Origin of the sequence: Ruminococcus sp. MCC718 (assembly GCF_018783905.1) — a bacterium.
GTDB classification, from domain to species: Bacteria; Bacillota; Clostridia; order Lachnospirales; family Lachnospiraceae; genus Hominisplanchenecus; species Hominisplanchenecus faecis.
This window is the reverse complement of sequence record NZ_WQNP01000024.1, coordinates 1-15061: the sequence shown is the minus strand read 5'-3', so window position 1 is coordinate 15061 and position 15061 is coordinate 1. Positions and strand designations below refer to the sequence as shown.

The window sequence follows — 15061 nt, the reverse complement described above, 5'->3', positions numbered from 1 at the left end:
CACAACAAATCCTCCTGTGTGATCTAAATCTGTTTTTCAGGCTGTATTTCTGCCTGCATTTTTGCGTCCTTGCGGTCACGCAGCACTTTTCCGAGACGGATTCCGCCATAGGATACACCTGCAAGGATCAGCATTTCTACAATGCTTGTGATAAAGGTTGTCAGTATTGCCATATCGCCACCTCCTGTGCTTTTTGCACGTACTTTAGTCAGCTTTTATCTGATGATAGCCTTTCTTGCCTTTTTTGATCAGAAGAACGCCGTCTTCATCAAAATCTGCACTGGTAAATACTTTTGCAAAATCCGTTACTTTTACATCATTGACAGAAACACCGCCCTGTGTTACCAGTCTTCTTGCTTCCGAACGGTTCTTTGCAAGTTTGGTATCCACCAGAAGTGTCAGGATATCTTTGCCTTCTTCCAGCTCTGCTGCCGGGTAAGAAGTAGTCGGGATATCTGCGGTCTTGCCGCCCTGTACAAACAGTGCTCTTGCAGCAGTCTGTGCTTTCTCTGCTTCTTCTTCGCCGTGTACGATCTTTGTAATCTCGTATGCCAGCACTTCTTTTGCTTTGTTGATCTCTGCACCTTCCAGTGCACCCAGTCTTCTTACTTCTTCCATCGGAAGGAATGTCAGAAGGCCTAAGCATTCTTCTACTTTGACATCTTCGATGTTTCTCCAGTACTGGTAGAATTCGTACGGGGAAGTCTTCTCCGGGTCCAGCCATACTGCACCCTTCATGGTCTTGCCCATCTTGATGCCCTCGCTGGTGGTCAGCAGCTTGAAGGTCAGGCCGTAAGCCGGTTTCTGTTCTTTTCTTCGGATCAGGTCAACACCGCCCAGAATGTTGGACCACTGGTCGTTTCCGCCAAGCTCCATCTGGCAGCCGTACAGCTGGTTCAGTTTCAGGAAATCGTAGGACTGCATCAGCATGTAGTTGAACTCGAAGAACGTCAGTCCTCTTTCCATTCTCTGTTTGTAGCACTCTGCAGTCAGCATTTTGTTGACTGAGAAATGTACCCCGATTTCACGCAGGAATTCTACATAATTCAGATCCAGCAGCCAGTCTGCATTGTTTGCGATGATCGCCTTGTCATTGTCAAAATCGATGAATCTGGAAAGCTGTTCATGGAAACGCTTTGCATTGTAATCGATCTTTTCTTTTGTCATCATATTTCGCATATCGGATTTGCCGGACGGGTCACCGATCATTGTGGTTCCGCCGCCAAGCAGGGCGATCGGTCTGTGACCTGCTCTCTGCATGTGCATCATTGCCATGATCGTCAGGAAATGTCCTGCGGTCAGGCTGTCTGCGGTTGCATCAAATCCAATGTAAAATGTTACCTTTTCTTTGCCCAGAAGCTCTCTGATCTCTGCTTCGTGCGTTGTCTGCTCAATAAATCCTCTTTCTTTCAGGACGTCAAATACGTTCTGTTCCATCGTTTGATTCCTCCTTAGACTTTTTGTTTTCCAAGGGCGTAAAAGCGTAGAAAGCCCTCGCCCTTCTTATACGAAAAGGACGAGAGCTGAAATCTCGTGTTACCACCTTTATTCACAGCCGGCTCACACCAGACTGCCTCAGTAAGTACTGCCATCGGAATCCTTTCATTAAAATCCTTTTGCTGTTCTTCGCAATTTTTTACCTATCCACAGCAATACTTTAACGTTGTTAACGGATGTCACTCCGCTGCAGCCTACTTACACTTCTGTGTTCGGTGCAGAGCTCCGGAATGTATTCGCAGGAACCGCATCTGTGCCTCTCACCGGCCGGCAACTCTCTGTTGTGCAGTTGTTCTGTTACTTCTTTCCTTCACAGCCTTTGCCTCATTTTTATGTCTCATGCGGATGTCAGAAAGATTCTGTTTTTCTCCCGTACTTCCACAATTTTGACATTATCCTCATTATAATAAGCGGGTTTTCATTTGTCAAGACTGCTTTCCGGTGTTCGCCCGGTTCCTGCGGTTTCTCATTTCCTTTTTATTATTGATTTTGAAAATTCTGCTCTTTTACAAGTTTATCTTTCAGATTTTCAAAATAAGTGTCCCATTCTTCCTGTGCTTCTTCTGAGGAAGAATCTACCGCTTTCTCATTATACTCATCATTTAACGCTGACACATAATTCTGGATCGGCAGCTGTTTCTGGTATACGGTAAATTCATATGCCCAGTAATCATCCTCCGAATCAAACTGGTCGATCACGTCTTGAATATCTTCGCTGTTGTCCACGCTTTCGAGCTGTAGCTTCATATCTTCTATATATGCCTGCACCTGCTCATCCGTCACAGAATAGCCGTTTTTGACTGCCGCTGCGTAAAGTGCATTGTACTGCTTGATCTCTTTATCCGCATCTTTCGCCGCCTGCCCGTCATCTTCACTTTTTAATTTATAAAAAGATTTGACCTGCTCGTATTCTTTCATCGTGATTGAGACATCTTTTCCGACTGCATAGAGCGGTTCGTCGTCTGCACTCTGTGTGTTTATTTTTTCTTCATCTGCCGACTGTTTTAAAATTTCACCCCAAAGTGCCGAAACCGATTTTCCCTGATTTCCTGCATAAACTGCCGAAACAGAAAGAACTGCCACCAGAGCTGCGGCTGCGATACCCGCTGCAAGTTTTCTTTTTTTCATATAGATCCAACCTTTCCTACTATTTTGTTTTGAGTGCAAATGATATAGAACCAGAATATGTAGGTATAACTGCTCCTGTACAGCATACCCAAAACGGATAATTCACTTTCGCTTTTGTAGCTCTTTTATACTTTTTACTACCAGTATTAACGTACGAATCATATCTATTCCACTTTGATCCATCATATATACCTGCTTCTTTTGTCCACGTACTAAATGTTTTTATATTTCTTTCACTTCCTCTGAAGAAAGTTCTTCTTTTTCAATTTTTCCACGAATCTCACTTTTATGAATAGTATAATATTTTTCACCTTCTTTCAAAATATATGTATTCTTCGTTGTCATCTCTTCAATTCCTTCCCCTGTTATAATTTCTTCTTCCGCTGGATAATATGCTGGTGTTATCATAATTACATAGGAAAAAATCATCATTATCAAAAACATAGCAAGACATTTCATTTTTTGACTTTTCTTTGTTTTATTTTTTCGATTTTTATAAATAATTTCAAACCTTTCCTTTAATTCTTTTCCGTTTCGATTTGTCAACTGAACTCCATATAAAATACCACTGTTGTTCTTTTTTTCTATATTTTTTAAAGCTTTGACAATAGTCTCCAAATATGTTATCTGCTCTATCTGCTCAAGATTTTCTGTCACAGTCAGGTCACACCGAATCTCAAGATTCTTTTCTAACATATCCTGCATTTTATAAACTAATGGATTCCACCAGCACAGGCAACGACAAATCTGTGTTAACCATTTTATGTATAAATCTCCATTAGCAAAATGAGTGCACTCGTGAAGTAAAATGTAGTATAATTCTTCCTCTGAATATTCACATTTAGGCAAGTAAATGTTCAATCGGAATATTCCTTCTGCACATGGAATCGCAATGGCTGAATTCCGATACACTGATATTTTCTTTTTTATCTTTTTTTTCAGTTTTATTTGTTCAATGACAGGCTCACACATTTCATCTATCACTGAACATTTTTGAAACAGTCGATGCATTTGTCGATATTCCGTAAAATATCTCAACATTAAAATAATCGCTATCGCACTCCAAAAAATAACAATTCCATTCGCTATATTAAAATCTACCCCTAAAAAACTATGCTCTTCAAGACCTAAAACATTATTAACGACCGGAAAAACTCCTTTTGATATTGGAATCCCTATTGATGGTTGAAAATCAACAGGAAATAACATTCGAATAACTCCCAATAAATAAAATATCAGTATTATTTGAATTCCTTTTCTGCTTGTATATGCCTTTTTCTTTTCCATCACAAAAACAACGGAAATAAAAATGATATTCCACAAAATCGCCATAGATAAAGAAGCAATATCCAATCTCATATCTTACTGTCCTTCTTTTAATTTCTGAATAATTTCTTCCAGTTCCGATATTGTTTGTTCAATATCCGCATTTTCTTTTGCCAAAGCCACCATCACCTGTTTCGTTGAACTTTTTCCTTCACTTTTTTTCATGATAAGCTTTGCAAGATACTCTTCTCTTGTCAAAGTCGGCATCAATTTTCTTGCATATTGTCGTCCATATTGTTTCATGCCACATTCTTTCAAATACCCATTTTGAATAAGAGAACGTAAAATGTTATGAACAAGTCCGTTTGTCCATGTTGCTTTCACCCTCATTTCAACAATGTCTACACTGGTTAACATTTTTTTACTATCCCAAAAAATATCCATCATCTGTCCTTCACTTTTTGTAAGCTCTTTCATTTTTTCTCACTTTCATTCATTTAGTTTATTATTAATTTAAATTATTTACTGTGGTTTTATTTTAATTTTTTTAATTTCATTTGTCAAGTCTAAAAATACCAATATTCTTCTATAAATAAGCATTTTAATAATTTTGTACAAAAAAGACATCTTATTTTCATGAATTATATGGCAAAAGTAATAAAACAAATATTTACAACAATCATAAAAAAAGGTGTCTCTTGCAATTACAATACATTATTTTTATTTATATAACCTGTTTAAGCATTTAAACTTATGCAAATTTTAGTCAGGTCAACTGATAACAAAAAGAATCTTTAATTACAACGCTATCTATAAAAAATAAAAACTCCATATCATCTGTGTTTAATTTATTTGAAAAAATAAAACTAACAGAAAAATGGTGCTTGATCTAACAACCAAACACCACTTTGAACTTAGAAATAGTACTAAATGTAATCTGTTTTGAAATAACAGTTGTCCAGTTTCAAACCGATACTATCTATTCTATTTTTTCTGCAACCATCTCATCAGCAACTTGTCTGATAATTTTTCCCAACAAAAAATCGTTATAACATCAACTCTCACTGATATTATAACGATTTCCTTTTTGCTTCTTCTACTTTCTCTCACATTTTTCGATTTTCAGATCCGGATAAACGGTATAACCCCATTTTTTTGCATTGCGGTTCAGGCTGTACTGTCCAAATGCATCTTCTGTAATCTCAAACGCAAAGGCATGTTCCAGCCAGGCATGCCGCCACTGTCTTCCGCCGCCCATCGGTTCCACGGCCGCCAGCTCTGCCACATATTCTCCTTTTGCAAGGCTTGTGGTATCAAAGTGAATCCTCACGCTCGCCGAAGTATTTTTTTCAAAAGCTCCAATCCCTTCGGAAACGGATGTGCCCACTGCCTGGCCATCCATACTGTGGATGGTACAGCGAAGATGCAGATCTGCAATCGCTTCCTGCACTCGAAATGCCACGGAAAATCCGATTCCTTCTTTTGCCGTTACCTGATTGCTCTTCTTGATATCAAGGCTTGTAAACTGCATTTTTCCGGTGGTCCTGCGGTCATTTGCATCTGCTTCATAAGTATAGTGTAATTTCATCTGCACAACATCACCCAGATATTTTGCGATCGCCTCTTCCGGTTCGCCGTCAAAAACAAGATGTCCTTTCTCCAGGACAATGCAGCGGTTGCAGAGTGTGCGGATGGTTTCCATATTGTGGGATACATAGAGAATAGTTTTCTGCTCATCGTTTGAGAGCTGTGTCATTTTATCCAGACATTTCTTCTGAAAATGCATATCTCCAACTGCTAAAACTTCGTCCATCAAAAGCAGTTCGGAATTTAAATGTGCCGCTACAGCAAATGCCAGTTTCACGTACATCCCGCTGGAATAACGTTTGACCGGAGTATCGATAAATTCTTCACATTCGGAAAATGCAATGATCTGATCGATACAGGCATCGATCTCCTGTCGTTTCATTCCGAGGATGGCTCCGTTCAGATAAATATTCTCCCGCCCGGTCAGTTCTCCGTGAAACCCGGTTCCTACTTCGAGCATACTGGAAATCCTTCCCTTTACGCCGATGGCTCCTTCGGTGGGTGCCGTCACACGTGCCAGCAGTTTAAACAGTGTTGATTTTCCTGCACCATTTGCACCGATCACACCGATCCGTTCTCCTCTGTGCACATCAAAGGAAACATCTTCCAGTGCATAAAAACACTCTTTTGAAGTATATTCTCTGCGTCCGATCCGCTGATTTGGATCGGGTTTCCCACGTTTTCTTGCCCACCAGCTCTGGAGATCCCTCTGAAGTGTCCCCCGTCCGATCACGCCAAGCCGATATTCTTTTGAGAGATGGCGGATACGGATCACAACTTCTTTTTCTTCCATTTCTTTTCCCTTTCTGAGCCCCGGCATAAATGCTGCTCGCTGTACGCCTGGCAATTTTCCATGCTATGATGCTAGACGGTATCCATAAAATTTCGCTGTGTTTTATTGAACATCACCGTTCCGACAAACAAAATCAGCAGGATGATCCCCAGCCCGATCATCAGGTTCGGTATGGAAACAATGCCGCTTCCAAGCCAGCCATAACGGAAACATTCCACAATGTACGCAACCGGGTTCAGACTAAGCAGTATTCTCCATTTTCCCGGAATCTGTGAAAGCGGATAAACAATCGGACTGGCATACATCCACAGCTGAACCCCAAATCCGACCAACACCTGAAGATCGCGGTATTTTGCCGTCAGGGATGCCAGGATCATTCCGGTGCCAATTGCGAGCAATGCCAGCATCACAAGCAAGACCGGTGTCATCAGACACAGCCAGGTGATTCTTACTTGACCGCTTCCAAGGCTGCAAAACAACAGGATCAGAAACAGCAGGAACTGTGCACCGAATGTGATCAGTTTAGAGACAGCGGATGATGCCGGAACAACAATCCTTGGAAAATATACTTTTCCAAACAGTCCGGCATTACCAATAAAGGTACTCGATGCCGCACTTAAGCAGCTTGAAAAATAGTTCCACAGAATATTGCCTGCCATATAAAACAAAAATGCAGGCGTCCCATCGGTGGATATTCCGGCGATCCTGCCAAAGATCAGACTGAACATCCCCGTTGTCAAAAGCGGGCTTAACAGTATCCACGCCGGGCCCAAAATGGTCTGTTTGTACATCGTTTTGAAATCTCTCCGCACAAACAGAAACAGCAGATCCCGGTATTCCCAAAGTTCTTTTATCGGAAAATGAAATGCCGAAGCATAAGGGCGTATCTCCATCGTCCAGTCGTCTGATCCAAGATCGACTTTTTCTGCCTGTCTCATAATTTATACTCCCTCATCCACAATGAGATCCGTTCCGTCTGCCGCCGTGGTCGCAAGGGTATCGCAGCGTTCGTTTTCCGGGTGTCCGTCATGTCCTTTTACCCAGATAAAAGTCACCTGATGCGGCTCCTTTGCTTTCAGCAGGCGTTTCCAGAGATCTGTATTTTTAACAGGTTCATTTTTGCCTCGTTTCCAGCCTTTTTTCAGCCAGCCGTCAATCCAGTGTTGATTAAAGGCATCGGTCAGATATTTGGAGTCCGAATAAAGCTGCACTTCGCATGGTCTGGTCAGCTTTTCCAAACCGGTGATTGCTGCCATCAGTTCCATGCGGTTGTTGGTCGTCCGTACATATCCCTGGCTGTATTCCCGCTCATGCAGCACACCTTTGCTGTCGATATATTGCAGGATTGTTCCGTAACCGCCCGGTCCGTCCGGGTTTCCTCTTGCTGCACCATCTGTAAAAATTTTTACAAACATCTTTTTCCTCCTAGTGAACTACTTTTCTAAGATAAGGTCACAGAAAGCCGCCAATCCCCGGGACGGCGGCTTTCTTTTCAGAGACCTGGGATATCAGGAAGCTATCCTTTCCCAGTCCTCTTACATACTCTTTAGCAAAGATCATAAATAGAGTAGATCAGTTTCTCGGAATCATCCCATCCAAGGCATGGGTCTGTGATGGATTTGCCGTAGATGTGCGGTACACATCCAATCTTCTGATTTCCACCTTCGATGTAACTTTCGATCATCACACCTTTTACCAGTGTTTTGATGTGTGGATTCAGGTTGCGGCTGTGAAGCACTTCGTTCACGATACGAACCTGTTCTGCATACTGTTTGTTGGAGTTGGAGTGGTTTGCATCCACAACAACAGCCGGGTTTTTGAGATTTCTCTCTTTATAGAGACGGTCTACCAGGTTCAGGTCTTCATAGTGGTAGTTCGGGATGCAGTTGCCGTGTTTGTTTACAGCTCCACGTAAAATGGTATGTGCCAGTTCGTTTCCGGTTGTCTTCACTTCCCAGGAACGGTAAATAAAGCTGTGGCTGCACTGTGCTGCAACAACAGAGTTGAGCATAACGCTTAAGTCGCCGCTGGTCGGGTTCTTCATACCGGCCGGTACGTCCATGCCGCTGACTACCAGACGATGCTGCTGGTCTTCTACAGAACGTGCTCCAATCGCTACATAAGAAAGCAGGTCAGATAAGTATCTGTAGTTTTCCGGGTACAGCATTTCATCTGCTGCGGTAAGACCGGTCTGCTCGATTGCATGAATATGCATTTTACGGATTGCCAGAAGTCCTGCCAGCAGGTCCGGTTTTTTCTCCGGGTCCGGCTGATGCATCATTCCTTTATATCCTTCACCTGTTGTACGCGGTTTGTTTGTATAAATACGCGGAATCAGGATCAGCTTGTCGCCGACTTTTTCATTTACTTTTGCCAGGCGGCCTGCATAATCCAGAACTGCCTCTTCATTATCTGCAGAACAAGGTCCGATGATCACCAGGAATTTATCGGATTCTCCGGTAAACACCTTGCGGATCTCCTCATCTCTTGCTTTTTTGATTGCTGCCAGTTCTTCTGACAGAGGATATTTTTCTCTGATCTCCTGCGGAGTCGGTAATTTTTTGATAAATTCGAAACTCATGTCATTCTCCTCATCTGTTTTATTCTAAATTCAGCTTTCGTGCCTGCTTTTTAAAAGCAGGAATTCTATTTTCTTCTGATACCGAAAGCAGACTTTTCCACGAAACGATATCCACGAAAACAATTCCAGTCTATTATATCACAACTTGTATAAATATCCACCCTGTTTTATTCGCTAAAAATTATGGAATTATGATCTTATTCTTTAAAAATATTTCGTTTTGTGATGAAATAAGCGAAATTGTGTCTATAAATTGTAGGCGAAAGGTCATCGTTCCACCCTGTGCCTGAGCTGTTTTTTCTGCCGCAAGCTCCCCTGCCAAACCGACAAATGCACAGCACGCCGCCACACTTTCCAGCGAATTTTCGATTGAAAGAAAGGCTCCTAAAAGTGCCGAGGACATACACCCGCTGCCTGTGATCCTTGCCATCAGCGGATCACCGTTCTTACAGTACCACAGACGTTCGCCGTCCGTCAGAATGTCCGTCTCTCCGGATGCCCACAGAAACAGTCTGTTCTGTCTGGCAAATTCCTGCATTGCCTGTGTATCGATCTGCTGCTGCATGGCATCCACCCCGACAACCGTTCTGTCATTTTTGATCAGTGCCGCAATCTCCGAATAATTACCTCGGATGCAGTCCGCCCCGGCTTTTTTTATCAGCTCAATACATTTTGTCCTGCGGTAAGTGGAGCCGGATACACCGACCGGATCGATCACGATCGGATGCCCCAGCTTTGTTGCCATAAGTGCCGCACTTTTCATCGCTTCATAATCCGCAATCGCCCCGAAATTGCAGACCAGTGCATCACACCCCGCGGAAATCTCAGCAGCCTCCTGCGGATGATGTGCCATGGTCGGGGACGCACCGGCTGCCAGCAAAATGTTGGCACAGTCATTGACGGTCACTGCATTGGTGATGCACTGCACCAGCGGACGCCTGTTTTGTATTTCCTGATGCAGCGAAGCAATCTTTTCCGCAAAAATTCCGGTATTTTTCTGATCTGAAATCTCCATCCGCATCTACACTTCTCCGTTCTGCAGCTTAGCAAGCACACCCATTTTCGCCATCGAAACGGTTATCACAGCTGCCAGGACCGTACCGCCGCAGGTACTGACAAGGAACGGCACAACAAATGTAAACAGTGCTGCACTTTGATTTCCTATGATCAGAGATGCCACCGGATAAGAAAGCATGCCGCCGATGATGCCCGTTCCAAACACTTCTCCGATGTAGGCAAACGGCAGTTTTTTCCCATAGCGATACAAAAGTCCGCCAAGCAGTGCCCCGCACATGCTTCCAGGGAATGCCAGCGGGCTTCCAAGCCCGGTCAGATTGCGGATCAGTGCCGCTAAAAATGCCTGTCCAAGTCCCCACCACGGTCCGACTGTCACTGCACACAGAACGTTGACCAGATGCTGCACGGGTGCACATTTTGACCCGAATATAGGGAAGGAAAACATACTGCCGACCACTGCGATCGCCGTAAACAGAGCCGTCAGTGTCAGCTTTTCAATTCTGCTCCTGCTGTTGTATTTCTCGTTGTATGAATGATTATTCATCTTATTATTTTTCTTTTTTGCGTTATCCATGTTACCACTCTTCCTTTATCGCAAATCCATGATTCATCGGACCACTGCCAAATCCAAGATCCAGCATCGCTGCCAGTGCCCCGGAAATATAGCGTTTTGCCGCCTCGACCGAAGTTTCCAGATCTCTGCCCTTCGCAAGATTGGATGCGATTGCAGAAGAAAACGTACATCCGGTTCCGTGCGTGTTTGGATTGTCGATCCGCACTCCATGGAACCACACCGGCTTCTTATCCTTCTGCCAGAGCAGATCGCTGGCATCGTTTTTCTGATGACCGCCCTTTAAAAGAACGGAGCATCCATACCGTGTTCCGATCACTTCTGCTGCTTTTTCCATATCCTGCACTGTCTCGATCTCCATATCCGCCAGCACTTCTGCCTCCGGAATGTTCGGCGTGATCACCGTTGCCAGCGGGAACAGCTTTTCTTTTAACGTCTCGATGGCCTCCTCACTGATCAGTCTTGCTCCGCTTGTAGAAACCATGACCGGATCGACCACGATATTTTCCGCCTGATACTCCGTCAGTTTCCCGGCGATCGTCCGAATCAGATCTGCGGAGGCAACCATGCCGGTCTTTACCGCATCCGGCCGGATATCTGTAAAAATGCAGTCCAGCTGCTCTGCCAGAAACTGCGGTGTCACTTCCATAATATCTGCTACTTTTGTGGTATTCTGTGCCGTCAGTGCCGTGATCGCACTCATCGCATACACACCATTTGCCATCATTGTCTTGATGTCCGCCTGGATACCGGCTCCGCCGCCAGAATCGCTTCCGGCGATTGTAAGTGCTGTTTTCATTTTCATATGCATTCCTCTTTCTGTTTCAGGTGAATTTGCTTTTATCTTTTATTCACAGATCCTGTCTGCTTTCTCTCGCAGATCTTCTGCCGCTTTTTTGATATCTTCACAGGCAAACAGACCACTCACCACTGCCACACCTGCCATTTTCCTGCCTTTCAGCAAAAGAATGTTGCCGCCGTCAATGCCTCCGATTGCCACCACCGGGATCTTCACGCTCTCGCAGATTTCCTGTAAAAGTGCATGATTCATCGGTTTTGCATCTTTTTTGGTGCTGGTTCCAAACACGGCTCCGCTGCCAAGATAATCTGCCCCGGCCGCTTCCGCTGCCTTTGCCTGCTCCACCGTCTTTGCCGTCACACCGATGATCTTTTCCTTTCCAAGGATGGCTCTCGCCTTTTCCACCCCCATGTCCGACTGACCGATGTGCACGCCGTCCGCCCCGACTTTTGCCGCCAGTGCCACGTTGTCATTGATGATCAGATTTACGTTGTATTTATGGCAAAGCTCCAGCAGTTCTTTTGCCTCCTGCTCAAAATCCGCTTCCGAAAGTTCCTTTTCCCGCAGCTGCACCAAAGTCACGCCGCCTTTTAATGCCTTTTCCACCTGTTCATACAGGGTTTCTCCATGAAGCCAGCTACGGTCTGTCACTGCATAGAGTCTTAAACTTTTTTTTGTAAAATTCACGCCATCGCCTCCCGATTTTTCTGCTGCTCCGTTTCATTTTATACCGCAGCCCTCCTTTCTGTCCACAGAATTTTCCGCAAAAAACTTTGACCAGTACTTTTTTTTATTATATAATGATGCCAGGGTTAAAAGGTCTAAATCCACATGAGCTTGCTCATAGGTGGATGAAAGACCTTGGAACCCGCCCCGATATGAGCATAAAAGTGGGATGATAATCCCACGATATGCGAATACTGGGGAGGATTGTGGGAGTGCAACGCACGGAACAATCCGTAGGCATCATAGTTGGGGACTTTTGACACCCACATCATAATGATGCCAGGGTTAAAAAATCAAAATGCCCATATTATGTAACACAGGAGTAGAACATGTCAAACGATAAAAAACCTTATTTTCCGCTTTTTGTAGATTTAAATGAGAAACAGATCGTCGTAGTCGGTGCCGGAACGATCGCCAAGAGACGCATCCGCACACTGGTTTCTTTTACCAACCATCTCACAGTCATTGCACCGGAAGTCAACCGGGAGCTTCTGGATATGGAGAAAGCCGGGATGCTCAGGATCAAAAGAAAAAACTACGAACGCGAAGATATTTATGATGCCGATTATGTGATTGCTGCCACAAACGACCATCAGATCAATTCAGACATCTACAGTGCATGCAAATGCATGGGGATCACCGTAAATGTCTGTAGTGATAAAACAAAATGTGATTTTTATTTTCCGGGCATCGTACAGAACGGCAACGTTGTCGTCGGCGTGACCGCCAGCGGCTCCGACCATAAAGAAGCCCGCAAAACCGTCGAAAAGATTCGCAGCATTTTCCCGGAAGAAGAATTAAAATAATTTCCGATATCCATTACTATCTGTAACTTTCTGTTTATGGCTCATCCAGGCATTAATCTGCCCGCGGATGTGCCTTCTTATAGGAAGCTCTGACTTTTCCTGCTGCCATCTCCATATAGATCTGCGTTGTCGAGATGTCCGAGTGGCCCAACATCTCCTGCACATCGCGAAGGTCGGCTCCGTTTTCCACCAGATGTGCCGCAAAACTGTGACGGAAGGTGTGCGGCGTAATATCTTCTTCAATCCCGGCTTTCCTTGCATACTCTTTTAGATTTTTCCAGAATCCCTGTCTGCTCATCGAATTTCCCTGACAGTTCACAAACAGATAATTCCCTTTTTTTCCGCAAAGCAGCCTGTCTCTTGCTTCTTTCAGATAAAATTTCAGTGCTTCTTTTGCTTTTCCGCCAAGCGGGATCACCCGCAAACGCTCTGCATCACGGCAGACAACATACTCCAGGCTGAAATTGACATCTTCCATCTGCACTGCGATCAGCTCCGACACCCGCATTCCGGTTGCATATAAAAGCTCCAGCATCGCTTTGTCACGGATGCCTTTGGCTGTGTTTCGTGACGGCTGCTCCAAAAGCCGTGTCACCTGCTCCTGCGTCAGCACGCCCGGCACCCGCTTCTCGATATGCGGTGCCTTGATTGTTCTGGTCGGATCTTTCTCGATCAGCCTGCGTCCAAATGCATAGTGAAAATATGCCTTCATGGATGCCACATTTCTGGATACAGTTGAAATCGAAAATCCCTCTTTCTCCAGATAAAGGATGTAAGAATTCAGACTGATCGGCGTGACATCATCCGTCTTTTTGATGCCTTTTCCGTCGAGAAACTGAAACATTCTTTCCAGATCCCGGCAGTAAGAAGACACAGTACTTTTGGATGCATTCCGCTCATTTGTCAGATATGTAATAAAATCCGGCATTACCTGTTCCATCGTTTCCCTCCCTGTTGCATAAAATCTCTGTTTTTGTGATGTGCTTCTCAAAAAATGCCATTCAGACTGTTCCGTTCTTTGCACTCACATGGCACTCTGCGTTCACATAAACCACAACGCAAGGTCACAAAAACACTAAATTCCAATCTATTCCATATTTCCAAGTATAATCATTTTTTTGTTGCTTGCAAATAGGGAAAAATGCCGAAATTTTGGGGTTTTTTGTTCCTACAACATCCTGATTCTCCCTTTGTTTTTCTACCAGATATAGTGATTATTTTACATAACTTTGCTGTTCTTTTAGTAAACAATTCTTAAAATCATCTGAACAAGCCCGGAGCCTGCGTAACTTTCCGTCAAAATTCCCAAAAAAAGTACCGACAAAGCCACAAAAAAGCACAGAAAATACCGCCTGTTGTTCTTCCCTGCCGTCCCGATCTTCCGAAGATACGCAAACTGTCTGCTTTTTTTGTCTGCTTCTTCCATCATCCACAGAAACAGCGGCACATAGATCAGGATCTGCGGCACCTGAAATAAAAGTCCCAGTCCGATCCCGGCAATCCCCATACCGGCAAACGCCTGTGCCAGAAATAAAGTCCCGATCACGCCCCAGACTGCCGGAAACAGATAAATACAGAATCTTCCCACCGTGCTGAATCCGAGTGCCCACAAAAGCAGCAGCCATTTCCCCCTCTCTTTTGCCACGATCAGCATCAGTTTTCTGCGATCAATATCCAGATAGGCATATTCTTTTAAATAGTACGGACTGAAAATCCCGGCTGCACCGTTGCCGGTTCTGCATTTTACTGCAAGAAAAATCCCCGCCAGAATCCCTGTCAGCATCGATATCGCACAGAAAAGAAGAAATTTTTGATCCGGCTTTTTCAATCGCATGATCTGCACCCTACTTTCACTGTTTTATAGCTTCTCCGTTCCGGTCAATACAAAGCCATTGTCCGTGGAACATTCAAGAATGCCTTCGGCCTCCTTGCGAAGCGTTTATCTTTCCTTCTACTTTATACAGTACGCTGCATGTTTTATGCCTGAAACTGAGCAAAACTGCTTCCTTCATTGCAAAACAACGTGAACTACCCATTGTCTAAAGCCAATCCCTGCCCTATATTGTTATTTTTATGCTATTTGTCTTAATCCTTCTTCCAGTATATTTTTTGCTGCGTTGATATCCCTGTCATGATTTGTTCCACAGACAGGACATGTCCATTCCCTTACTGATAGATTTTTTGTCTCTGTATTTTGGTATCCACAGACTGAACACAGCTGACTACTGGCATAGAATCTATCTATTTTGACATATTTCCTGCCATTCCACTTTGCCTTATATTCTAACTG

General features: G+C 44.0%; 16 protein-coding genes, 1 pseudogene and 1 other annotated feature. Of the genes and pseudogenes, 1 reads left to right on the top strand and 16 read right to left on the bottom strand.

Annotated elements, in window-relative coordinates; all coding sequences use genetic code 11:
* Positions 1-23: 23 nt before the first annotated feature.
* The 13 genes and pseudogenes from GPK60_RS03225 to thiE all read right to left on the bottom strand — a co-directional run bounded on the left by GPK60_RS03225 (position 24) and on the right by thiE (position 11926).
* Positions 24-173 carry a hypothetical protein gene (locus tag GPK60_RS03225; RefSeq protein WP_022118830.1) on the bottom strand — a complete coding sequence of 50 codons (150 nt, stop codon included), beginning with the start codon at positions 171-173 and terminating at the stop codon, positions 24-26.
* A 31-nt stretch (positions 174-204) separates the two neighbouring features.
* Entirely contained in the window at positions 205-1437 is a 1233-nt protein-coding gene (gene tyrS, locus GPK60_RS03220) for a tyrosine--tRNA ligase (RefSeq protein WP_147631114.1), read from the bottom strand.
* 72 nt (positions 1438-1509) lie between these two features.
* Positions 1510-1820 (bottom strand) — a binding site (T-box leader).
* A gap of 157 nt (positions 1821-1977) precedes the next feature.
* Positions 1978-2625: a hypothetical protein gene (locus tag GPK60_RS03215; protein WP_173865546.1), complete on the bottom strand. Its 648-nt coding sequence runs from the start codon at positions 2623-2625 to the stop codon at positions 1978-1980.
* A gap of 222 nt (positions 2626-2847) precedes the next feature.
* Complete coding sequence (locus GPK60_RS03210) at positions 2848-3984, bottom strand: M56 family metallopeptidase (protein ID WP_215658845.1); 1137 nt, start codon at positions 3982-3984, stop codon at positions 2848-2850.
* Between the two features lie 3 nt (positions 3985-3987).
* Positions 3988-4368: a BlaI/MecI/CopY family transcriptional regulator gene (locus tag GPK60_RS03205; protein ID WP_215658844.1), complete on the bottom strand. Its 381-nt coding sequence runs from the start codon at positions 4366-4368 to the stop codon at positions 3988-3990.
* 619 nt (positions 4369-4987) lie between these two features.
* The gene (locus GPK60_RS03200) at positions 4988-6271 is read right to left on the bottom strand and encodes a polysaccharide ABC transporter ATP-binding protein (RefSeq protein ID WP_215658843.1); all 1284 of its coding nucleotides are present in this window, start codon (positions 6269-6271) and stop codon (positions 4988-4990) included.
* A gap of 71 nt (positions 6272-6342) precedes the next feature.
* The gene (locus GPK60_RS03195; RefSeq protein ID WP_215658842.1) at positions 6343-7209 is read right to left on the bottom strand and encodes an ABC transporter permease; all 867 of its coding nucleotides are present in this window, start codon (positions 7207-7209) and stop codon (positions 6343-6345) included.
* Positions 7210-7212: 3 nt separating this feature from the next.
* Positions 7213-7686: a ribonuclease HI gene (gene rnhA, locus GPK60_RS03190; protein ID WP_147631111.1), complete on the bottom strand. Its 474-nt coding sequence runs from the start codon at positions 7684-7686 to the stop codon at positions 7213-7215.
* Between the two features lie 131 nt (positions 7687-7817).
* Positions 7818-8864 (bottom strand): annotated as a pseudogene (locus GPK60_RS03185) (3-deoxy-7-phosphoheptulonate synthase); the annotation flags it as partial.
* A gap of 169 nt (positions 8865-9033) precedes the next feature.
* A complete protein-coding gene (gene thiM / locus GPK60_RS03180; RefSeq protein WP_215658841.1) occupies positions 9034-9867 on the bottom strand; it encodes a hydroxyethylthiazole kinase in 834 nt (277 codons plus the stop codon).
* 6 nt (positions 9868-9873) lie between these two features.
* Complete coding sequence (thiW, locus tag GPK60_RS03175; protein WP_346727705.1) at positions 9874-10443, bottom strand: energy coupling factor transporter S component ThiW; 570 nt, start codon at positions 10441-10443, stop codon at positions 9874-9876.
* A 1-nt stretch (position 10444) separates the two neighbouring features.
* Positions 10445-11239, bottom strand: a complete 795-nt coding sequence (gene thiD / locus GPK60_RS03170; RefSeq protein ID WP_215658853.1) for a bifunctional hydroxymethylpyrimidine kinase/phosphomethylpyrimidine kinase — start codon at positions 11237-11239, stop codon at positions 10445-10447.
* Positions 11240-11287: 48 nt separating this feature from the next.
* Positions 11288-11926, bottom strand: a complete 639-nt coding sequence (gene thiE / locus GPK60_RS03165; RefSeq protein WP_215658840.1) for a thiamine phosphate synthase — start codon at positions 11924-11926, stop codon at positions 11288-11290.
* Positions 11927-12294: 368 nt separating this feature from the next.
* Here thiE and GPK60_RS03160 point away from each other — a divergent pair, with 368 nt between their 5' ends.
* Positions 12295-12771 (top strand): bifunctional precorrin-2 dehydrogenase/sirohydrochlorin ferrochelatase, encoded by a 477-nt coding sequence (locus GPK60_RS03160; RefSeq protein WP_147631108.1) that lies wholly within the window; start codon positions 12295-12297, stop codon positions 12769-12771.
* A gap of 52 nt (positions 12772-12823) precedes the next feature.
* On the opposite strand, the gene xerD is transcribed toward GPK60_RS03160, so the two are convergent.
* The 3 genes from xerD to GPK60_RS03145 form a co-directional block, all read right to left on the bottom strand.
* On the bottom strand, positions 12824-13711 hold the full coding sequence (xerD, locus tag GPK60_RS03155) for a site-specific tyrosine recombinase XerD (RefSeq protein ID WP_022118901.1): 888 nt from the start codon (positions 13709-13711) through the stop codon (positions 12824-12826).
* Between the two features lie 300 nt (positions 13712-14011).
* Positions 14012-14605 carry a hypothetical protein gene (locus GPK60_RS03150; RefSeq protein WP_215658839.1) on the bottom strand — a complete coding sequence of 198 codons (594 nt, stop codon included), beginning with the start codon at positions 14603-14605 and terminating at the stop codon, positions 14012-14014.
* Positions 14606-14842: 237 nt separating this feature from the next.
* Positions 14843-15061: zinc ribbon domain-containing protein (locus GPK60_RS03145; protein ID WP_215658838.1), on the bottom strand; the 219-nt coding region annotated here is incomplete at its 5' end.